We start from the raw sequence: 22,661 nt of genomic DNA, 5'->3' as shown, positions 1-22,661 counted from the left end.
ACCGAACACCGCCTTTCGACCACCCGCCCCGCTCGCCGTCCGCGAGCGGGAACACTGGAGCCTTGCCTGATGGATCAGGATATTCGCATCGCCGTCGATATCGGCGGCACCTTCACCGACATCGAGATTCTCGATGCGACCTCCGGCGCGATGCACCAGATCAAGACGCCGAGTACGCCGGCCGATCCCTCGATCGGCCTGCTGACCGGTATCAGGCAGGCCTCCGAGCGCTTCGGCTTTCCGATGGAGGCGGTGCAGTATCTGCTGCACGGCACGACCATCGCGACAAACGCCGTGCTCGAACGCAAGCTACCGCTCGGCGCTGTCGTCACGACGGCCGGCTTCGAGGACGTGATGCAGATTGGGCGCCATGGCCGCACCGATGTCTATGCGATCACGCTCGCTCAGCCCGAGCCGCTGGTGGCGCGGCGCTTCTGCTTTGGCGTGAGCGAGCGCGTCAATGCCGCGGGGGAGATCACCGTGCCGCTCGACGAGGCTGGCGTACGCCGCGTCGCCACCGAACTCGCCAAGGCCGGCGTAAAATCGGTCGCAGTCTGCTTGCTGCATGCCTATGCCAACCCCGCCCATGAGCGGCGCGTTGGCGCGATCCTCGCCGAGCTGCTGCCAGGCGTCGCGATCACGCTCGCCTCCGACATCTCCCCCGAGATCCGCGAATATGAGCGGATGTCGACGACCGCGCTGAACGCCATGCTGGTGCCGATCGTGCAACGCTATACCGACCGGCTCGCCGGCCGCATGAAGGAGGAGCTGCCGGAAGCGCAGGTCTATCTCGTGCAGTCGAATGGCGGCGTCTCCGGCCTCGCCAAGGCCGGCCGCGAACCGGCGCGACTGTTGTTGTCCGGCCCCAGCGGCGGCGCCGCCGCGGCCAAGCGGCTTTCGGCCGAGCTCGACGAGCCCAATCTCGTCGCGGTCGACATGGGGGGCACCTCCTTCGACGTCTCGGTCGTGCATGACGGCGCGATCTCGATGGTCAACGAGGGCGAGGTCGACGGTTTGCCCGTGCGCCTGCCGATGATCGAGATGCGGACGATCGGCGCCGGCGGCGGCTCGATCGCCTGGGTCGACGAGGGTGGGCGGCTTCGCATCGGTCCGCATTCGGCAGGCGCCGATCCAGGCCCCGCCTGCTACGGCAAAGGCGGAATGAAGCTCACTGTCACCGACGCCAACCTGCTGCTCGGCCGCCTCGACGGGGCGAGCTTCATGGGCGGTGCAATGCCGCTCGACCGGCAGGCCGCGCAGAAGGCTGCACAGGAGATCGCGAGCCGCCTCAACCTCTCGGTCGACCAGGTCGCGGCCGGCGTCATCGACGTCGCAAATTCGGCACTGGCGACAGCGACGCGTCTTTCGCTTTTCGAAAAGGGCATGGACCCCGAGGACTTTGCGCTGCTTTCCTTCGGCGGCGCCGGCGGCGTCCATGCCTGCGAGGTCGCGGAGGAACTGGGCATCCGTCGCGTGATCTTCCCGGCCCATGCCTCGACGCTCTCAGCCTGGGGCATCCTCTGGTCCGACATCGCCCATGATCTCAGCGCCACGCAGATCGGTCTCTTCGCCGATCTCGCACCCGGCCTGGGCGAGAAGGCCAAGCGCCTCGTCGCGGAAGCGCGGCAATTGCTGACCGAGGACGGCGTCACGGAAGCCGCGCAGAGCTTCGAATGGGCGGTGGACCTGCGCTATTCCGGCCAGGCCTTCGATCTGCGCGTCGCGCTCGACGATGCCGATTTCGCACCTGCGGGCGTCGCCAAGGCGACCGCAGGCTTCCATGCCCTGCATCGCCAGCGTTTCTCCTATGATGAGCCGGAGGTGCCGGTCGAGATCGTAGCGCTCCGGCTGAAGGCCGTCGGCCGCCTCGCCAAGCCGGTGCCCGCGCAAGGCATCGAGACGAAGGTCGACGACACCGCGCCGACCCGACGGGTCCACGGCCGCCATGGCGCAGTCGCGACGCCGGTGCGCGAGCGCGACGCAATTGGCCGCACCGCGTCGGTCGCTGGTCCCGCCATCGTCGAGGAGCCCTACACCTCGATCTATCTCCCCGCCGGCTGGACGATCCTGACCCATGCGTCGGGCGCCCTGATCGCCGACCGCGCCGACAGCCATTGAGGTCCCAGATCATGACGAAACCCATGTCCAACCCTCAGCCGGGCATCGATCCGATCCGCCTCGAGGTCATCCGCAACGCGCTGGTCGCGGCGTCCGAGGAGATGAGCATCACGATCTGGCGCACCAGCCGCTCGACCGTGGTGCGCGAGATTCTCGATTTCTCGACCGCCGTCTTCGACGCGGAAGGCAACAACATCGCCCAGTCGGCGCGCATCCCCGTCCATCTCAACTCGATGTCGGACTGCCTGCGCACGATCCTCGACCGCTTCATCCCGCTCGACCAATGGCAGGATGGCGACGTGATCGTCACCAACGATCCCTATTCCGGGGGCCAGCACCTGCCGGATATCCAGACCTTCCGGCCCGTCTTCGTCGATGGAAGGCGCGTCGGCATCGTCGGTACCCTCTGCCACCATGTCGATGTCGGCGGCGCCGCCGCCGGCAGCTACTACGCCGCCGCGACCGAGGTGTTCCAAGAGGGCATCCGAATCCCGCCGCTTCGGCTCGTCGAAAAGGGCGTGCTCAACGCTGGCGTCTTCGAGATGCTGCTGCACAATGTCCGCCAGCCCGACGAGACGCGCGGCGACCTCAACGCGCAGATCGCGGCGCTCGGCATCGGCGAGCGCGCCGTCGCCCGCATGGCCCGCAAATACGGCGCGGATTCGCTGGCTGCCGCAATGGCGGCGATCCTCGACGGCTCCGAGGCGATGATGCGCGCCGGGCTGAAGGCGCTGCCCGATGGCGAGGCTTGCTTCGTCGAGCTGGTCGACGATGACGGCCAATCCGACGAGCCGATCCGACTCGCCGTGAAAATCGTCAAGACCGGTGACAGCATCGCGCTCGATTTCGCCGGCTCCAGCCCCCAGGTCAGCGGCCCGGTCAACAACACCCGCGCCATGACCTGCTCCGCCGTCTATTACGCTCTGCTCGCCGCGCTGGGCGGCGACATTCCCGCGAATTCCGGCTGCTACCGGCCCGTCACCGTGACATTGCCCGAGGGCAGCGTCGTCGATGCCGTGTTCCCGGCCCCCGTCGCGGGGCGCATGGTGATCAATCACCGCATCGCGATCGCCGTCTTTGGGGCGCTGGCCGAGATCGCGCCCCAGCGCATTCCAGCGGCCTACTACGCGATCTCCTATGTCTATGCGCTGCAGACGATCGGCCGGAAGGGCAAAGGGCAGGTCTATTTCGACATCGAGGTCGGCGGCTGGGGTGGCCATGCCGGCGGCGACGGTGCAAGCGCGCTCTCCTGCGGGCTGCACAACAACACCAATGCGCCGATCGAGATGGTCGAGGCGAAGTACCCGGTCACCTTCACGAAATACGGGCTGATCCCGGATTCGGGCGGCGCCGGGCAATTCCGCGGCGGGCTCGGGCTCGTCAGGGAATGGCGGCTGGAATCCGATGCCGGCAAGCTCGGCGCCCATTTCGAGCGCTTCCGCTTCCCGCCGCATGGCGTCCATGGCGGTCAGCCTGGCTCGCTCAGCAGCATGACGATCACACGGCCCGATGGATCGAGGACCCCGTTGCGCTCGAAGATCTCCGGCATTCCGCTGAAGCGCGGCGACGTCGTCACGATCGAGACCTCGGGCGGCGGCGGCTTCGGCGATCCGCTGAAGCGCGATCCGCAGCGCATCGCCAAGGACCTCGCCGACGGCATGATCAGCCCCGAAAAAGCCGTCTCGCTCTACGGCTACTCCGAGCAGATGGGAGCCGTCGCATGAGCGATGATCAGCCAATGGACGCCGTCCATCTCAGCCTCTCCGACGTCGAAGCGCTGACCCGGCGGGTGTTGACCGCCTGCGGCGTCGATGCGCGCAATGAACCCGCGATCACCGCTTCGGTGGTCGCGGCCGAGGCGGAGGGCATCCACAGCCATGGCCTCGCCCGGCTGCCGACCTATTGCGAACATGCCAAGGTCGGCAAGATCGACGGCAAGGCTCGTCCAGTCCTGGATAGCCCCCGGCCCGGCCTGGTCCGCGTCGACGCGAAGGGGGGGTTCGCCCATCCGGCCATCGATTTCGGCCTGCCCGCCCTGTGCGAGGCGGCAAAGGCGCAGGGCATCGCCGCGCTCGCGGTGACCAATTCCTATAATTGCGGCGTCGTCGGCTACCATGTCGAGCGATTGGGACGCGAAGGATTGCTCGCTCTCGCCTTCGTCAATGCGCCGGCCTCGATTGCGCCGATGGGCGGCACGAAGCCGGTCTTCGGCACGAACCCAATCGCGCTTGCGGTGCCACGCGCCGGGGCTGACCCGCTGGTCCTCGACCAGTCGTCCAGCGTCGTCGCCAAGAGCGAGATCGTCGTTCACCAGCAACGCGGCGAGCCGATCCCTCTCGGCTGGGCGCTGGACAGTGCCGGCAATCCCACGACCGATCCGCAGGCGGCGCTGGCGGGTGGCACGATGGTGCCGGCCGGCGGTTACAAGGGCGCGGGGCTCGCGCTCATCGTCGAAATATTCGCAGCCTGGCTGACCGGCGCCAATCTTTCGATCGACGCCTCCTCCTTCGCCGACAATCTCGGCGGTTCGCCGCGCACTGGCCAGTTCTTTGTCGCGATCGATACCGGCGCGATCGCTGGTTCCGGCTCAGGCGAGCGGCTCGAACGCCTGTTCAGCGCCATCACCGAACAGGAGGGCGCGCGCCTGCCGGGCGGGCGGCGCAGCGGAGCCCGGCTCCGCACCGCCGCCGAGGGGGTCACTATCCCCAAGGCCTTGCACCAGAAACTGCTGCGCTACGCGGCCTGATCGATGGACGCTGTCACATTTCGGCGTCCGCCCCGACCGCCTTCAACCAAGCCCGCGATTTTTTGATGGTCAGACGCAGAGCTCGCAGCAGTCCTATCTTGAGACTCAACAATCTATTCCAAGAAAATCCGTTGCCTTCCCGCAGTTCACGATCCCTCGCGTCTGACCAAGCAGCCCGAGCGGCACGTCGAAGCTCGATCGCTACTAGACGCCGTCAGATCACCGCCACGCTCGTCCGCAGCTTGCTCCGATGCTATGCGGGCGCAGAGCCGTTCTCGCGCATCTTCGCCGCGCTGCGTCGTCGTGACGATAAAATCTGCGGGCCTCTCATCTGATTGGATGATGATATTCCGGGGTGATCCGATGCCTGGTGGTTGCGCCCAACGGGGACCGCGGTCGTCGGCCCCATGGTCGCTTGGAAGGGACGTCGACAAGAGCGACGATGGGCACGGTCCTGACTCCGGAACAGATTGCGCGACGTTTGCCGCTCAATTTTCCTCACGACCCGTGCCCGCTCCTTTGTATGTTCTGGCAGTCGAAGTTGAAGGAGGCCCGTTTGCCCACTCCGTCACACAAGCTTCTCCAGATGATGGCAGCCGTGTTATCGGCCTTGGGATCGGCCCAAGCAACCACGCCGCCACGCACCGACCGGCCGCCTTTGGGTAAACTCATCGGGCAACTCCGGGAGGATTCTGCATTGCGCGCCCGGTTTTCCCTCAACCCTCGTTCCATTTTCGAAGAGGGAGGGTTCGATCCGACTCCTTACGACTTACCGGACCAGCTAAACGGAGATGACATTGATCGTTTCCTCAACAATTGGACTGGAGCCAGGGGACCGGCGGCGGGTTCGCGTGCCGCTGATGCCGTCACGCTTGTGTCCGAGGACCGATCGCAGCGCCTTCCGGTTCCGGCCAATGAGCATCCTGAAAAGCCAGCTTCGGAGTCGCCGGCTGCAGCACCGATTGATCCGCACGCTGCCGGCGGCCCGGAGACGATGCAGACGCCGCCCGCTCCTCAGCCAGGCGAACTGCAAGCTCCCAGCGACACGCAGCGATCTCCGAATAGATCGCCGTCATTAGGACCGGCTCCGACGCCAATGTACGGCCCCCCGCCCGGCTTCAGGACCAAGCCATGACACCGGATGGAAACGGCGAGGGCCGGCTTTACGACGGCGACCCCCGCAGGCACGCCCGCTGGCGGTCAGACCCCAAAGATCCGCCGAGCATCGCTGTCTGGGAAATCACGCTTCGATGCGATCTGGGCTGTCGACATTGCGGATCGCGCGCCGGCCGGGCGCGGAAAGACGAGTTGCGCACGGAGGAGGCGCTCGACCTTGTTCATCAATTTGCGAACCTCGGCCTCAAGGAGATCGCTTTAATCGGCGGCGAGTTCTACCTGCGCGACGACTGGGATCGGATCGCCGCGGAGATTAATCGTTGCGGCATGTTATGCAGTATCGTCACCGGCGCTCGGCAGATGACGGGCGAGAGAATCCGACGGGCGGCGGAAGCGGGAGTCGGAAAGATCTCGCTCTCGATCGACGGACTGGAGCTGACCCACGACGCGATCCGAGGGTCTAAGGGATCCTGGAAAGCCGCAGTTTTGGCGGCGAGACAGATCAGTGCAAGCGGAATCGACCTTTCCGTGAACACACAGATCAACCGCCTGACCATGCCTGAACTCCCTGCCATGCCCGATCTTCTCAGTGACATCGGAGCGCGGAGCTGGATGGTGATCTTGACAGCGGCCATGGGTCGCGCAGCAGATCGGTCGGCCTCCAGCCATATCATCTGCTCTACTTGTTCCCTTTGCTGGCGGCCATAAAGAGCCAGCAGCTCGATCCGAAAGGCATCGCTTTCTTCCCCGGCAACAACGTGGGCTACTTCGGCCCGTTGGCAGAGACGCTGCGATACGGCAGCGAGCGCGGTCACAGTTGGAACGGCTGCGGCGCGGGCGAATCTTCTCTCGGCATTGAAGCCGATGGGAGCGTGAAAGGCTGTCCGTCGCTTCCGAGCTCAGATTATGTCAAGGGCAATGTCCGCGACCGCGGGCTCCAGGACATCTGGTCGGGGCTGATCGCGGATAAGGCCGAGAAACCCGTCGAGCTGTGGGGTTTCTGTGCGACCTGTCCGTTCGCGCAGCGCTGCCGGGCGGGATGTACATGGACTTCGCACGTTCTGTTTGGCCGGGCTGGCAACAATCCTCTCTGTCATTTTCGAGCCTTGGCATTGGCTGAACGCGGTCTTGTCGAAAAGCTGGAACGTGTCAGCGCCGCTCCGGGCGAGTCCTTCGACTTCGGCAGCTACCGGATCGTCGAAGAGTCTATTGCGCGAATCCTTGAAGAAGATCCGGTCATCGGAATGACGCTTGGCAGCCAACTCTTCAAACTTCGAGCGGGCACCAAGGGCTTATGGTCAGACGCAGAGCTCGCAGCAGTCCTGTCTTGAGACTCAACAATCTATTCCAAGAAAATCCGTTGCCTTCCCGCAGTTCACGATCCCTCGCGCCTGACCAATCAGCCCGAGCGGCACGTCCGAAGCTCGATCGCCACTAGACGCCGTCAGATCACCGCCACGCTCGTCCGCAGCTTGCTCCGATGCTATGCAGGCGCAGAGCCGTTCTCGCGCGTCTTTGCCGCGCTGCGTCGCCGTGACGATAAAATCTGCGGGCCTCTCATCTGATTGGATGATGATATTCCGGGGTGATCCGATGCCTGGTGGTGCGACCGTGAGCTCGATCGTCTGGACCGGCTCACGCTGCGTGATCGTCGGGGAGGCGCTGGGAATGCATGACGGTCTTGGCGGGACCTGTGGGCCGGCGCTACGGCGTAACGCAAGTCACGAATGCTCGCATCGCGCTGCCCGTGCGGTCGCCTTCTTGGTCGCGACTGGATTGTCTATCGGGCACGCTCTGGCGGACGACCAGTCCGATTGCGCGGTCGCGGCCGGGACGCCGGCGATCGAGGCGTGTACCCGCCTCCTCTCCGCCGATCCGGGGCTGCGCAAGCCTTTCGTTTTCTACAACCGCGGCGCCGCCCGGATCCTGGCGGGCGAGATGGCGCGCGCAGCCGACGATTTCAACGAGGCGATTCGGCTCGATCCCACGCTAACAGGTGCCTATACAGGGCGCGGCATCACCCATATGTTCAGTGGCCGATTAGACGAGGCCATCGCCGACTGGACCGAGGCGATCCGGCTGACGCCGCCGGGCGAGACCCCGGGGTTCATGTCGCAGCCCTACATGAACCGCGGCATCGCGCGCGCTCGGCGAGGCGACGTGGCGGGCGGGCTCGCCGATCTCGATACAGCCATTCGGATAAATCCGCAGGATGGCGAAATCTACAGCAACCGGGGCTGGGTTCTTATCCGGACAGCACAATACGAGCGTGCGCTCGCCGATCTCGATCAGGCGATCAAGCTCGCCCCGAACTTCTCCAAGGCCTACAACAATCGCGGCTTCGCCCGCACGCAGCTGAAACGCTACGAAGATGCAATGGCGGATTACGACACCGCCATCCGGCTCGATCCTCGCGATCACCAGCCTCGGACGAATCGCGGGGCTCTACTGGCCCAGACAGGCCAGCTGGAGCAGGGCCTTTCCAATCTTGATGAGGCCGTCCAGCTCAATCCAAGCGACGCAGAGGCCAGAACCGTCCGTGCTTCGATTCTCCTCGCCATGCATCGCCCGGAAATGGCGGTCTCCGGCGCGACGGAAGCCATTCGTCTCCAGCCTTCCGCAACTGGCGCCCGGCTGGTGCGGGGCCGTGCTTACACGGAGACGGGAGACTTCCCGCACGCCATCGAGGATCTCGACGAGGCCATCCGCGTATCTCCCTTGGAGGTGGCGGCCTGGATCGATCGCGGTGTGGCGCACGAGCGCCTCGGTGAGCTTGACCTCGCGGTGGTGGATTACCGTGAGGCTGCGAAGCTCGCTCCGTTGCTGGCAGTCCCGCACTATAATCTCGGCAACGTCCACAGGACCATGAAGGCGCTCGATCTGGCGCTGGCCGATTACACGAAGGCGACAGCCCTTGCTCCGGATGATGCCCAGATTTACACCGACCGCGGCATCGTCTTCGCCATGCAGGGCCATCCCGATCTCGCCGTGGCCGACTACACCGAATCCCTGCGACTCCGCCCGCGCCACGCCCCGACCCACTACAACCGTGCAGGAAGCTACCGGGCCATGGGCCGCATGGAGGAGGCCATCGCGGATTACCGGACCGTCCTGGAGCTCGAACCGACCTTCACGCGAGCGAAGGACCGGCTGCTGGAGCTGGGGGGTACAACACCATGAGGTGGCGCTCACGACCGTCTGCACATTGAGGCTCCGAGATAGGCGGCGAGCCGCCTAGCGCCGGTCACATCAAGCCGCGCGTTCATTATCCGGTCGGAGCGCTGGAGAACTGCAAGCCAAAATACCGGCGCGTCGGCGGCCGATCCCATAGCCGCATGGCCCGGCTTCGTAGCAAGAAGGAGGTGCTGCGCCCGAGCGCGCCAGCTTGCTGGTCAAGGCGCACGGCGGTTCGCACCGAATGTCCACTCTCCGGCAGGCGACCAACGGGGAATTTGGACCCACAGCAGAAGGTAGGCGTCCATGCTAGCGATCGGCTGCGGCAGTAGCGCTACGTGGGCAGGCTTTAGCTTCAACCGGAGGTGGAGGATGACGAGATTGGGGTTGGTGGCAGGCTTCGTCGCCTCGCTCGCACTGCAGCAAGTGGCCGCCGCTGAAACGCGAACCTCGGACGAGAAGGCGTGCGCGATAAGCGGGGGTCACATAGAGCGGTTCGGAAAGGCGCAGTTTCCCTATTGCGTGAAGCCTTTTTCCGATGCCGGAAAAGCCTGTAGCAAGAAGTCAGACTGTGTCGGCGAATGTCTTGTGGAAGACGGCCCAGCGGCAAGATTGGCAGGAAAGGGAACGTGCCAGGCGCGCGATGAGCCTTTGCACGGCTGCTTCAGCAGCCTCGACAGTGAGGGAGAGGCGCACAGCGTCTGCGTCGATTAACGGTAAGACCGGATGTTCGCTGAGCCGGAGTAGCTCGCCCTAGGCTGCGCCTTCGAAGGTTGCCGGAGTGGCCGAGCCGATCTTCTCCGCAGGAGGACGAACCATGGAGCATTGTAGCGAAGTTTTTTGTCGAGATCGATGTGACGAAGGCGCGGAACGCTATGATCGCGGTAGCCCCAGCGCCCTCGCATAGATCGGCAGTGCCTCGCGCTCCGTGGCGCCTTCGACCACCACCACGACACGCGCGAAGTATGCCTCCGTCATCTCCGCGGTGCGGATGTTGCGGATAAAGCTCCGCATCGACTCCACCGTCATGTCGCGACCGGAGTGCAGCTTCTTCCGCAACGCGAGCAGATCTTCGCTCGACGTGATCGCCACCTGGGTGCAGACCTCTTCATCCTCAGCCCAGACAAAACCGGCCAAGGAAACGGCGAACGAAAACAGCGAGACGACGAAGGCCCAGTCGGCCGTCGTCCATGCCGTCGCCGCCGCGGGAACAGCCGCTCCACCCATCTTTGATCTTCCCCAACACCGACGCGCAGCCCATCACGTCAGAAATCAACATCCCGCGCTTCATAGCGATAGCGTGACACGTCGAACTCCGTGGTGTCGTAATTCACCTTGTCGACCTGGTGGACGACCAGCGATTTCATGTCGACGCGCAGTGCGGGCTCTCGGCTATCCGGGTCCGGTTCAATCCACGGCTGGACGCGGAGCCCGGCAAAATCGGGCCAGCCGCGCGTCGGATCGGGCTTCTTCTTTTCATCGGGTGGGAGCCATTCGATCACGGAATAATTGGTGTCCACGCCCTCCGAGTGTTGTTCGTAGGTGCTGCCTTCGATCCTCGCTCCCTTTGGCACCTGATAGGTTTCAACACGTGCGGCCTTATGAAAGAGCACCACGTTCAGGTCATCTCCGCCCGCCTGCACCGAGGGGAATAGGATTCCATCGATTGCAGGCTTTTGCTGTGTCGCCAAGAAATCGGCGACAACCTGCGTGGGCAGATAAGTCGTCGTGTTTGCCCACATCTCCAACGATCACCGCATCGTGGCAATCTTTGGGGATTTGCAGCGAGCGCGGTAGGAAGGCGAGGCGTCGTCCATCCGATTTGTCGCCGATCAGGAAGTGGCGTTCGCGAACTTGGCGAGGAAGAACCCTGATGTCGCACCGCTCCAAGGGTTCAGAAAGTTGGAGTACTCGATTGCCTGAGACGTGGCCTCGAAGTTGATATCGCGGTGGCAGGTCGACAGTTAGGTGGTGCGCAAACAAGTCCAGCATTCGGACTGGGTCTCGCTGAGGATTCGATGACCTATCGGTACCACAACCTTTCGCTTTGTATCGAAGCGCGCAACACTATTCGAGCGAGGTGTCCACAAACTCCCGTGGCTTTGAACGACGGGCGACCGTCGTCTCGCGGCCTGGAACTGAAACTTGGACGATTGAAGGGATTTCGACCGCGGGATAGCGCCCAGACCGAACCGCCCGGAACCGGACCTTCTGAGCGTCTGCAACGGGCCAGAGCGGGCCCTTGGAATAGATGATCCTAGTGAGAGACCGGCACCATTCGGCATCCACGAGCAATCGGCCGCTGTTGAAATCTCACCGTTCCCTAAACGCCTTGGCGATCTGATCCCTGAGCGGCTTGATGATGTATTCGAACGGGGTGCGGTCTTCGGTCTGGACGAAGACGTCGGCTTGCATGCCCGCGGTGACCCGCTGGGGCGCGAGGCGAGCATATTCCTCGGCCGGAACGGAAACCCGTATCGTGTAGAAGGTCGCGCCGGTCTGCTGGTCGCGGGTGGTATCGGCTGAGATGCGACTGACCGTGCCCTTGAGCTCCGGCGTGGTGCGCTGGTTGAAAGCGTGCAGCTTGACCTGCGCCGGGCGGCCCAGCGCTATCTGGTCGATGTCGGGAGGATTGATCCGGACTTCGAGCTGCAAAGAATCCTCGGCCGGCACGATCAACATGGCGGGTTCCGCCGGTGAGATGACGCCACCGACGGTGTGGACCGCGAGCTGGTGCACAAAGCCGGCGCTCGGAGCCTTGATATCGATGCGTTTGAGTTGATCCTCGGCAGCAACACGACGCTCGGTGAGCTCGGCGGTCTTGCCCTGGATTTCGCGCAGCTCCTTCATCACCTCCTCGCGCAGGACCTCGTCGATTTGGATGATCTGAAGCTCGGTCTCGGCGATGCGCCCCTCGGATTGAGCGACCGAGGCGATGAGCTGGCCCTTCTGGCCGTCGAGATTGGCCGCCTCGCGTTCCAGAGCAGTTTTGCGGCTGATCGCGACCAGACTCTTCTCATAGAGCCCACGGACGCCGGTGAGCTCTTCCTCGATCAAGGCCGCCTGCCGGTCTCGAGCGACCTGCTGTGCCTTCAAGCCAAGGATCTCGTCCCGCAACTGGCCGACGCGCTTGAATAATTGCGCCTTCTGGCCGTCACGAGCCGAGCGGCGCGCATCGAACAGGCTCTGCTCGGCTGCGATCAGCTCCGCGATCTCCGGATCGCCCCGGCGAGCGGTCAGGTCCGGCGCCACGGCAATCGCCGGCTTGCGGTCGCGCTCAGCCTGGAGTCTGGCGCGGCGCGCGGCGAACTCGTCGAGCTGCTTCGTGATGATCTGGAGGTTGGAGCGCGTGACGGTGTCGTCGAGGCGGATCAAAATCTGGTCCTGCTCGACCCTGTCGCCATCGTGAACCCTGAGTTCGCCGACGATGCCACCGGTCTGATGCTGGACCTTTTTGACGTTGCCATCGACGACGAACTGCCCCGTGGCGACAACGGCACCTGACAGCGTCGTCGCGACGGCCCAGACTCCAACCGTGCCGGCAAACAGCGCCACGCCCGCGCCGCCCACGATCGCCAGCCGTCGCAGCGCTTTGCCGAAATCCGGCTGTTCGATGGCTGCCTTCACGCTCATGACGCCACCGTTTGACGCTGGACACTCGGCAGACCGCCCTGGCGCATGACCTTCTGGAGGATCTCGTCCTTGGGCCCGAAGGCCTGGATGCGGCCATCAGCCATCATCGCGATGTGATCGACACCAGCGATCGCGGTCTGGCGATGCGTCACGACAATCACGATGCCGCCGCGCTCACGAACACCGAGCACGGCGCGGGTCAGCGCTTCATCGCCATCGTGGTCGAGATTGGAGTTGGGCTCATCGAGCACCACCAGGAAGGGATTGCCGAACAGGGCTCGTGCCAGGGCGACCCGCTGCCGCTGCCCGCCTGACAAGGCTGCGCCGCTTTCGCCGATGACCGTGTCGTAGCCGTTCTCCAGTTTGACGATGAGCTCATGAGCTCCGGCCGCCTTGGCCGCGGCGACAATCGCGTCATCCGTCGCATCGGGCAGAAACCGACTGATGTTCTGGGCAACGGTCCCATCGAACAGTTCGATATCCTGTGGCAAGTAGCCGACATGCCGGCCAAGCTCTGCCGAATCCCATTGCGTGATCGCGGCACCGTCGATCCGCACTTCTCCCTTGAGCGGCTTCCAGACACCGACCAGCGCACGAACCAGCGTCGATTTGCCCGAAGCGCTGGGGCCGATGATGCCGAGCCCCTGCCCTGCTTCGAGTTTCAGCGAAGCGCCTTGCAGGATCGGGTTCTGGCGGCCGGGCGCGGCAACGATCAGGTTCTCGGCCGCGAGGCTCTGGGACGGCTCAGGCAGCGCCGTCTTGCGTTCATCCGCGAAGGCCGGGGAATCGAGCACCTGCTTCAGCCGGGCATAGCCCTGGCGCGCTCCGACAAAGCCCTTCCAATGCGCGACCGCGGTCTCGATCGGCGCCAGGGCCTTCGAGGTCATGATCGAGGCGGCGATCATCGCGCCGCCAGAGACGTCGCCATGGATCGAGAGATAGGCGCCGAGGCCCAGCACGGCCGATTGCAGCACCATGCGGAACACTTTTGCGAAGGAACCGATCCCGCTGGTCGAGTCTGAACTCGCCAGCCAATCCCTGACATGGCGAAGGTTCGCTTCATGCCAGCGGCGTTGGAAGGCCGGTGCCATGCCCATGGCGGTCAAGGCTTCGGTGTTGCGACGGCTGGCTTCAGCGACCGCCTGACGGGCTCCCGCGCTGGCCATATGCGCCTTGGTCGCAAGACGGCTGCTCCGTTCGGTCAGCCAGGTCAAAGACAAGATGATGATGCCGCCACCGATCGCGAGCCACCCCAGCCAGGGATGCAGGATGAAGCAGCCGGCCAGGAAGATCGGCATCCACGGCATGTCGAACAGGGCGGTCGGGCCCAATGACGAAAGGAAGGCCCTGATCTGGTCGAGATCACGGATCGGCTGCATCGCTTGCTCGGTACGGAAGCCCATCAAGGGCAGGCGCTGTGCCGCCGCGAAGGCCGCCGGCGAGACCTGATCGTCGAAGCGCGCCCCGATCCGCGCCAGCATCCTGACCCGAACGGAATCGAGGAAGCCTTGCAGAACATAGGCCGCCAGCAGGAGCAGCGACAGGCCGATCAGCGTCGGCACAGAACGCGAGCTCAGCACCCGGTCATAGACCTGAAGCATGTAGAACGAGCCCGATAGCATCAGCAGATTGATCAGGCCCGAGAAGATCGCAACAGCGATGAAGGCGCCGCGGCAGGACGCGAAAGCCTGGGCGACGATCGAGTGGGACGAGGCGGATGCAGGGCGGCTCACGGGATGCGCTCAAAGATCATGAATCGAGACAAAGAGCCGGCGCGGAAGGACCGCGCCGGCCGTGATCGCAACCTCAAACGAAGCGGAAATCGTCCTGGTGCAGGTTCGACATCGCGACGTTCTTCAGCGTAATCGTGTTGTTGGCGTCGCAGGTGATCACCGTGTCGGCACCGACCTGGCTCGCCGCCGCCAGCACCGTGGCCAGATCCGCGAAGACCGCATCGTCGAACTCGATCACGTCATCCGTGCCGGCACCCGCCACGAAGTCCGTGATCGTGTCCTTGCCGAAATCGGATCCAAACACGAACACGTCGTTGCCGGCGCCGCCGGTAAAGACGTTGGCGCTCCGACCACCGGTCAGGATATCGTCATTCGCGGACCCGACCATCTCGGGGACTTCGATCGTCAACGAGACGTCGGCGCCAGCACCGATACTGCCATCGTCGCGCGTGTAGCTGATCGTTCCGGTGATGTAGGAGCCGTCCGGGCGCGGCACGGAATCCCCCGGTCCCGCGGTCAACGAGATCGAGGAGATGCCCCATTCGGCGAGGGTTTTCAGCTCGCCGGCATCTGTCCTCCCATCCTGATTGATGTCCTGCCAAATGCGGAACTCGCCCCAGCGTTCGTCAAAACTATCGAGGACGCCGTCGCCATTTGTGTCGAACGCGATACGAAGGCCTTCGAGGTCGGTCTTGCTGCCTGCCGCCCAATTGGTGAAGGCGATCTCCTTGGCTTGGTCGATCACGCCATCGGGGCCAGCATCTCCCCCTTCAGCCAGATCGATGACCAGGAAGCCATCCTGCGGACCTATCCAGGCCGTCTGTTGTCGCACGCCGTCGCCGTCCCAATCGAAGGCAGCACTCGAATCATTGAACCCGATCAGGTCGAGCCCCTGTCCATCCAAATCCAACGCGATCGGGGCGGCGGCATAACGGATGAAGCCCCAATCATCTCGTGACCAGGCAAAATCGAGATAGCCCCAGGCGTTGTAATGCCAGTAGACGTAATCCCACCACTGCTCGTTTCGGGGATCGTAATTCTCAACAGTGCGCGCCCCGTCGTCATAATTGACATGCTTGTCGTTTAGGCGCCAAGCCCAATCATAATACTCAACCACGCTGGACCAACTCTGCTGATTGGGCGGATCATATAAATGTCTTTGATGCGAGCCGTTATCTAAATCGATCGTTCTCGACACATGACCGGACCAATTATGGACGTCCTGCCAGGAGGCCCAGTCACTGGTGTTGTTAACGTCCCAGTTCAGATACTCGCGGCGTCCATCATCCCAGTCGATGGCTTGATAATAGAGACGGCCTGCACCGTCGCGGATACTTTGGATCCAGCTCCATGGCTGGGCGCCAGAATGATCCCATTGCTGCTCTTCAGTTCGCCCGTCGTCCCACGCAATGTAGTGGTACACGAGGCGATCATAGACATCATAGTTATAAGCCAGATGCCACCAGCTTTGGGTATTGCTATGGTCCCAGCTCCAATCGGTTCGGGTTCCATTATCGTAGTAGGCCCTCTGCCAGATGAGCCTGCCCGCAGTGTCATAGGTTTGGACGATATGCCACCACTCCTGGGTGTTGCTTTGATCCCAAGACCAGCCATTTCGTGTGCCGTCGTCGTTATAAGCCTCCTGCCATGTCTGCCGGCCCGCAGCGTCGAAGGTCTGCACCAGATGCCACCAGCCTTGCACATTGGCTTGATCCCAATGCCAAACGGTTCGGTTACCACCGTCGTATGAGATTTCCTGCCATGTCTGTCGACCGGCGGCATCGAAGGTTCTGATTAGATGCCACCAGTCCTGTGTATTGGCGTGATCCCAAGTCCAGTCGGATCGGCTTCCATCGTCGTAGAAGGCTTGTTGCCAGATATGTCGGCCGTAAGCGTCGAAATTCTTGTCCAGCCGTGACCACGACTGAACGTTTGAGACATCCCACTCCATCGTGGAGCGAGTGCCGTTGTCGAATTTTGTCTCCTGGCTCAGCTTTTGACCGGCAGCATTGAACTCATCCGTCCGTACCGACCAGTCTGCTGTACCGGCGGCATCCCAATAGAAATCCGTCCGCGTGCCATTGTCATTTGTATTGACCTGCTTCTCCAAGCGGCCGGCGATATCATAATTCTGAACATAGGAAGCCCACATCTGCGTGTTCGCAACGTCCCAAGCATAAACCGTGCGCGCGCCGTTCCCGTGGAAGGTCGTACCGCTCGTTTGCCGCGATTGGGCATCGAAATTCTTGACGTAAACCTCGACGCCACTGGCCGCGTCGGCATCCCAGCCCAGCCTCGTCTTCGAACCGTCGGCGTTGTCGATATTCCAGGCGACCGCCCTGTCCGTGCTGACGAAATAGTCGAGATCCGTGGCCGTTACCGTCTTGTCAGAGAATTCGAAGATCTCGATGGCAGCCAGATCGGTGCCGTCGGGCGAGCCGACGCGTTTGTCGACGATCGTGAAGCGATCGATCGCCACCTGCAGCGTGATCTCATAATTGGTTCTCTCACCGGACAGAACGACCGTGTCAATGCCGTCGCCCCCGTCGATGACATCATTGCCGCCGCCGCCGATGAGGCGGTCATTGCCTGCGCCGCCAAGGAGGACATCGTGGCCCTCCCCGCCGTCGAGGATATCGTCGCCGTCACCGCCAGTAAGCTGATCGTCACCTGCGCCGCCCAAGAGGGTGTCATTACCAGCACCGCCGTCCAGGACGTCATTGCCGGCACCTCCGATCAGTTGATCGGCGCCTGCACCGCCCCAGAGACGGTCGTCGCCTGCCCCGCCATCGAGGATGTCGTCACCGTCATCACCGTAGAGTTCGTCAGTTCCGACGCCGCCATAGAGCTTGTCGACCCCGGCTCCGCCATGCAGCGTGTCGTCGCCGTCATCGCCATACAGCTCATCATCGCCGTCATCGCCGTTCAGCGTGTCATTGCCGGCCTGACCATGGAGCAGGTCGTTGCCAAGACCACCATTGAGAACATCGGTTCCTGCGCCGCCCTCCAGCCGATCATTGCCGGCGCCGCCGATGAGAATATCGTCGCCCTCGTCGCCGAGGAGCAGATCGTCGTCATCGCCACCGTCGAGCTGATCGTTGCCGGCTCCGCCGGCGAGCTCATCATTTCCGGCGCCACCACGCAGGATGTCGTCCCCTGCGTCACCCCAGAGTTTGTCGGCTCCGGCGCCCCCTTCAAGCGTGTCGTTGCCATCTCCTCCATAGAGGCTATCGACACCGGCACCGCCATACAGCTGATCTGCGCCCGCAGCGCCGCGCAACTCGTCGTCACCGTCATCGCCATAGAGCGTGTCGGCCCAACTGCCGCCGAGCAGGATGTCATTGCCGTTGCCGCCGCGTAGCGTGTTCAGGCCCTCGCCACCGTCGAGCACGTCATTGCCGTCACCGCCGTCGAGTTCATCGTCGCCTTCACCACCGAAGAGCCGGTCGTGACCAGCTCCGCCGTAGAGCTTGTCTGATCCATCTCCGCCATCGAGCAGATCATCGCCGTCACCGCCATAGAGCGTGTCGACGCCCGCTCCGCCGTAGAGGGCGTCATTGCCGGCATCGCCCTGCAGCGTGTCGGCCGAGCTGCCGCCGATCAGGATATCGTTGCCGCTCCCGCCGCGCAGCGTGTTCCGGCCCTCGCCTCCGTTGAGCTCATCGTCCCCATCGCCACCATCGAGCTCATCGTCGCCTTCGCCGCCGTAAAGCTGGTCTGCGCCTGCCCCGCCATAGAGCTTGTCGGTGCCAGCTCCACCGTAAAGCGTATCGTTTCCGGCGTCGCCATAGAGAGTGTCGTTGCCGTCCTCGCCATAGAGCACATCGTTGCCGGCATAGCCGACGAGGATGTCGTCGCCGGTTCCGCCATAAAGGCTGTCGGCCCCGAGCGTGCCAAAGATGCGGTCATTGCCGCCCATGCCGTTGACGAGATGGACGTTGTCATCGGCATAGATGATGTTGTCCGCTTCGCCGTAGATCGTCACGCTCAGCGTCGTGTCGTAATAGATCGTCTGCTGAACGACACGGCCCTGCGCGTCGAACTCGGTGTCGATGGCCGTCCAGGTCTCGACCGCAAGGCCATCGAGATTGAGCTGGCGATGCCCGCCATTGGCCAGGGCGTAGCTCTCGACGACCTGCTCAAAGGGCGTCAGTTGCCGCCACAGATCAGCTCCGGCGACCGAGGTTTCGCTCTTCAGGTACTGGAAGCTGTCGACCGCCGACTGCGTCAGGAAGAAATTCTGGACGATGACCTCGCCGCGACTGGTCTCGACGAACTCCTCGAACGGCCGGGTCTCATAGATGCCGCGCCCTTCCTCATCGGTGCCGATGAGCACGAGCCGGAGGATCGTTTGCATCGCGCCCGCTCGCGTCGTGATAACGAGATCCGCGCCGCGCCGCGCATAGAGCGAACCTTGCTGGTCGATGCTCACGCCGAAGCGGACGATGTCGTATTCGGACGCCGAGTTCGTCGTGGAGGCCACGATCGTGTCCCGCGCCTCGGTCGCGTCGATATCGATCGTATCGTTGCCGGCACCGCCGATCAGGGTATCGATGCCGCTGCCGCCGTTCAGGTAGTCGTCACCGTCAGCGCCGACCACCAGATCGTCGCCGGCGCCGCCATAGAGCGTGTCATTGCCGTCACCGCCATTAATCCAGTCATGGCCGGCTCCGCCATCGATGGTGTCGTCGCCGGCGCCGCCCACCAGCAAGTCGGTGCCGTGATGGCCGACAATGCTGTCGTTGCCGGCGCCGCCGTCATAGCGCAACACGGATTGGATCGCCTCGCCGGAGAAGTTGACGTTGTCGATACCGTCGGTGCCGGTCAGACGTAACGTCGATCCCGGTCCGAAAGCGTTGTCGATCTCAACGACGTGGCCGCCCTTCCGAAGAACAAGCGTATCGGGTTCCGCGGGATCGAAGTCCGGCGCCCAGTCGAGCTTGTCGAGAATGCCCCGGTCCCTGAGGTTCTCAAGGATCCCGCCACGGAAGTCGTTGACCGAGCCTCGATTCAGGCCGAGTTCCTGCGCGCGCTGGAGCGTGACGATCCAGCTCATCGCGAATTCGGAGTTCGTGTCGGCCAGGATCAGCTCGTTGATAAGGCGCGTATTCTCAAGATAGTAGCGGTAGTCCTTCGCTACCCGCATGTCGAAGCCGAGCATGGTCAGATCGCCGTCGGCGACACCCCCATGCGACGCCTCGAAAGCGCGGCGCATGACGATGTCGCCGCCAATCAGCTCCATCTGGCTGATGACCTGACCGATGCCCTTCTGCACAATCCTGGCGAGGGCCCTCTCATCCGTTCCGTGCGCCGACCGATAGAATTCCTGCTCGCCGCCAGCGAAGGCATAGAGCCAGTCGCGGTAGTTGTTGTAGTAGCCGACCTCAACCGACAGGTTCTGGAGTGGATTGAGGCGCGCGCCGCTAAACTCCAAGATTTGGTTGGCGGTACCGCTCACCGCATTGGCGAGCGAATAGGCGAGACCGAGATTGCCGCTATCCCAGACCCGTGTCGCGATGACGCCAAGATGCCCGTTTGCGTCGATGCCTATGGTCGCTCCCGCCAGCTCGTCATTGTCGGAGAGCGCATTTCCGATGAGGGTCGCGATGACCTGACCAAGAAAAGCGCCGACGAACGGGCCGATGAACGGGATAGACCAGAGACCGACGGAGATCCCCGTTGTAGCGGCGGTCCCCGCGAGCGAGCCGATCGCCGAGCCGGCCGACGCGAAGAGTGCCGCTTCCGGTGAATCCGGCGTGATCACCAAGGAGGCGAGCTGCGAGCCGAAGAAGCCACCGAGCGCGCCTTGGATATTCACGCCGATTTCCGCCGAACTGACGCTGTTAAAGACGGCACCCAGATCGAAATTGGCCGGGTTCCTCAGGGCCTCCGTCACTGCCGCCTTGACATAGGTATTGACGACACCGCCGGCCACGATTTCGAAGACCCTGCCCTCGAAACCGTCGAGACCGAGCGCGTCCGCGAGCTCGCTGATCAGCAGCGTCGAACCGACGCCGGCGATACGGCCGAGCAAATCGCCGGTGAGCTGGTAGCCGGGGCTGATCGTCTGCCCAGCCTGGATCAGCCCTTGATCCAGGCTTTTGCCGAGCATCGTGGTACCATCGGCACCCAGCTTGGTCAGATCAGTATCGATACCGAGCCGCAGCAAATTTTCGACATTGTTCAGCACGAAGCCGATAAGCGCACCCGACGTCGCGGCGAGAACCTGATTGCCGTTGCCAATCGCTTGGCCGAGGAACGAGCCGAAGACGTCGCCGAGGCCGGAAACGAAGGTTCTGACGCCATCTTGGCTAACAGCACTAAGCTCGTCGTTCGGATCGAATTCGAACGAGAATACCGGATTGCCGTATTCATCGTAGAAGACGTCGGCGTGTGAGCCATCAGCAGCCCAGTTTCCCTCTCGGATAACCTCGCCATCCTTCACCCAGCGGCGGACGTCGTTCTCGTAGGTGATTTCCCGGCCGGTATCGCCCCATTGCTCCACCACACGGTCGCGTACGATAACCGTTTTTCCGTCCGGGCCAGCTTCGCCAGTCAGAAAATGGGTTCTGCCGAAATTATCGACTACATAGGCGCTCCGCGGTACGCCATCTGCGTCGCGAAATGTAATTGCATCGCTGATCGCACCAGAACTTAAGTCAGCATTGAAGCCGAATTCATCCGGATGATCGATCGCTAGACGATCAATTTCGTCACCTATCGACCAATTATGAACACGCAAGCCTCCCGCAATATAAGTATGTTTTTCTTCGACTTCGAAATTATACGTCCTCCAACCTGATACGTCGCGAGGTTGTATCGCACAACCGTGCTCATCGAAGAAAATTTGACCGCTTACAATTTTGAATGATGAGTGTGTTCTACTTAATTCTCTTCCTCGATCGGAATTCCACTGGACAATTTCGTAAGAAGCCTCAACCGCCTGCCCATCAGACAAAACCAAGCGCTCTCCGGAGAGTAACGCAGCACGGGCTCCCATGAATTTCGCGGACGCCGTCAAAACAACGTGATCTGGGGTGGCGTGTATTACTTTCTTTTGCCGATACCCTTCAGCATCGATCATCTCGTATGAAATTATTATTATCTGCTGACAAATGCTGCCGAACAGCCGAATTACTTTTCCACAACCAAGCTCCGAATCGAACGCTGTTCTTCCATCGAAGCTTCCCCCTCCGTCGAAACTCGCCACGTAGTCACCGAGTTCGATCTTTTCAATTGGTATGCTTCTCCCATCTTTTATTAAAATCTCGGTTCCAGCCAGGAAACATGGAGGCCTAGGCGCCGCCGGATTTGTATATGTCCCACGGACGTCCAAGCTCTCTGGATACAATCTCAATATATTTTGCTGAACTCCAAGTGGAGTTAGTGCTGAAATTCCTCCAATTCCGGCAGCAGAGGCCACTTGTAAAACGAAATCAGAGCAAACTGTGTTATTAAATAGGTTATAATTCTCGTTCTGGTTTTGATATGAATAAGTACGTGCGATCGCGTCGGCAGCCTGCGCGTCTGATACTTCAAATGTAAACGAATTAACGTATCTATAGTGATCGCTAGAAAAATCGGCATAGGTTCCCCGATAACCTTCGGGGAACGGCATTCCAGCCGGAATCGTGAATTGATCGTACTGGCCGCGAGCCCATACCCCGGTTTGCGATACACCATCGGTGTGATTGGGGCCGAATCCGGCGTAGGTCACCATTCCATTGGATTCTATTCGGATTGCGGCGTGGCCAGGCAGACCCAGAAGCCCAAGAGGGTTGTCCGTCCGCGCCTGACCAATTGCTATTGTTATCTTTGCCACAAGCCCCTCCCAAATCCGGATTAGATATATCGATTCTTAAGGACATTGAAGATTGCGCAAATGAATAGGATTATTAGAATCGTATATATGAGCATGTATGACAAGAAATACCCCTGCCACAGCGGAATGAACTCTTGCTGAGTCATGGGTGAAAATCTATAATCAGTGGTAAATACCAAGATTATTCTAGAAATAATCGATAAAATCAATACATACTTGCCAATTGCTGATCTTAAGAATCTATAAGAAAAAATCGACGAAACTAGAATGCCGACGTCAAAGAGCCAGGAAAAATCAATAAATATCAGATTCCTCCCTA

General features: G+C 62.1%; 11 protein-coding genes. 6 read left to right on the top strand and 5 right to left on the bottom strand.

All coding sequences use genetic code 11. The annotated features are described in order from the left end of the window. Window positions 1–69 precede the first annotated feature (69 nt). The 6 genes from AB6806_RS20305 to AB6806_RS20280 all read left to right on the top strand — a co-directional run bounded on the left by AB6806_RS20305 (window position 70) and on the right by AB6806_RS20280 (window position 9,160). Entirely contained in the window at window positions 70–2,118 is a 2,049-nt protein-coding gene (locus tag AB6806_RS20305; RefSeq protein WP_370955380.1) for a hydantoinase/oxoprolinase family protein, read from the top strand. Between the two features lie 23 nt (window positions 2,119–2,141). After that, on the top strand, window positions 2,142–3,842 hold the full coding sequence (locus AB6806_RS20300; protein ID WP_370955379.1) for a hydantoinase B/oxoprolinase family protein: 1,701 nt from the start codon (window positions 2,142–2,144) through the stop codon (window positions 3,840–3,842). Further along, entirely contained in the window at window positions 3,839–4,864 is a 1,026-nt protein-coding gene (locus tag AB6806_RS20295) for an Ldh family oxidoreductase (RefSeq protein WP_370955378.1), read from the top strand. The genes AB6806_RS20300 and AB6806_RS20295 overlap by 4 nt, the downstream gene beginning before the upstream one ends. 1,131 nt (window positions 4,865–5,995) lie before the next feature. Then, a complete protein-coding gene (locus AB6806_RS20290; protein WP_370955377.1) occupies window positions 5,996–6,688 on the top strand; it encodes a radical SAM protein in 693 nt (230 codons plus the stop codon). After that, complete coding sequence (locus AB6806_RS20285; protein WP_370955376.1) at window positions 6,664–7,311, top strand: SPASM domain-containing protein; 648 nt, start codon at window positions 6,664–6,666, stop codon at window positions 7,309–7,311. Before AB6806_RS20290 ends, AB6806_RS20285 begins: the two co-directional genes overlap by 25 nt. A 280-nt stretch (window positions 7,312–7,591) precedes the next feature. Then, entirely contained in the window at window positions 7,592–9,160 is a 1,569-nt protein-coding gene (locus AB6806_RS20280; RefSeq protein WP_370955375.1) for a tetratricopeptide repeat protein, read from the top strand. 867 nt (window positions 9,161–10,027) lie between these two features. Here the strand turns inward: AB6806_RS20280 and AB6806_RS20275 are convergent. The 5 genes from AB6806_RS20275 to AB6806_RS20255 all read right to left on the bottom strand — a co-directional run bounded on the left by AB6806_RS20275 (window position 10,028) and on the right by AB6806_RS20255 (window position 22,240). Then, window positions 10,028–10,381 carry a hypothetical protein gene (locus tag AB6806_RS20275; RefSeq protein ID WP_370955374.1) on the bottom strand — a complete coding sequence of 118 codons (354 nt, stop codon included), beginning with the start codon at window positions 10,379–10,381 and terminating at the stop codon, window positions 10,028–10,030. 38 nt (window positions 10,382–10,419) lie between these two features. Next, the gene (locus AB6806_RS20270; protein WP_370955373.1) at window positions 10,420–10,896 is read right to left on the bottom strand and encodes an RES family NAD+ phosphorylase; all 477 of its coding nucleotides are present in this window, start codon (window positions 10,894–10,896) and stop codon (window positions 10,420–10,422) included. Window positions 10,897–11,467: 571 nt separating this feature from the next. Then, entirely contained in the window at window positions 11,468–12,787 is a 1,320-nt protein-coding gene (locus tag AB6806_RS20265) for an HlyD family type I secretion periplasmic adaptor subunit (protein ID WP_370955372.1), read from the bottom strand. Then, on the bottom strand, window positions 12,784–14,520 hold the full coding sequence (locus AB6806_RS20260; RefSeq protein ID WP_370955371.1) for a type I secretion system permease/ATPase: 1,737 nt from the start codon (window positions 14,518–14,520) through the stop codon (window positions 12,784–12,786). The genes AB6806_RS20265 and AB6806_RS20260 overlap by 4 nt, the downstream gene beginning before the upstream one ends. Window positions 14,521–14,593: 73 nt before the next feature. Continuing rightward, window positions 14,594–22,240 (bottom strand): hypothetical protein, encoded by a 7,647-nt coding sequence (locus tag AB6806_RS20255; protein WP_370955370.1) that lies wholly within the window; start codon window positions 22,238–22,240, stop codon window positions 14,594–14,596. Between the last annotated feature and the right edge of the window lie 421 nt (window positions 22,241–22,661).

It is taken from the genome of Allobosea sp. RCC_152_1 (assembly GCF_041360765.1).
GTDB lineage: Bacteria > Pseudomonadota > Alphaproteobacteria > Rhizobiales > Beijerinckiaceae > Allobosea > Allobosea spartocytisi.
Note: the sequence above shows the minus strand (reverse complement) of the source record. Positions and strands in the feature narration are given on the sequence as shown.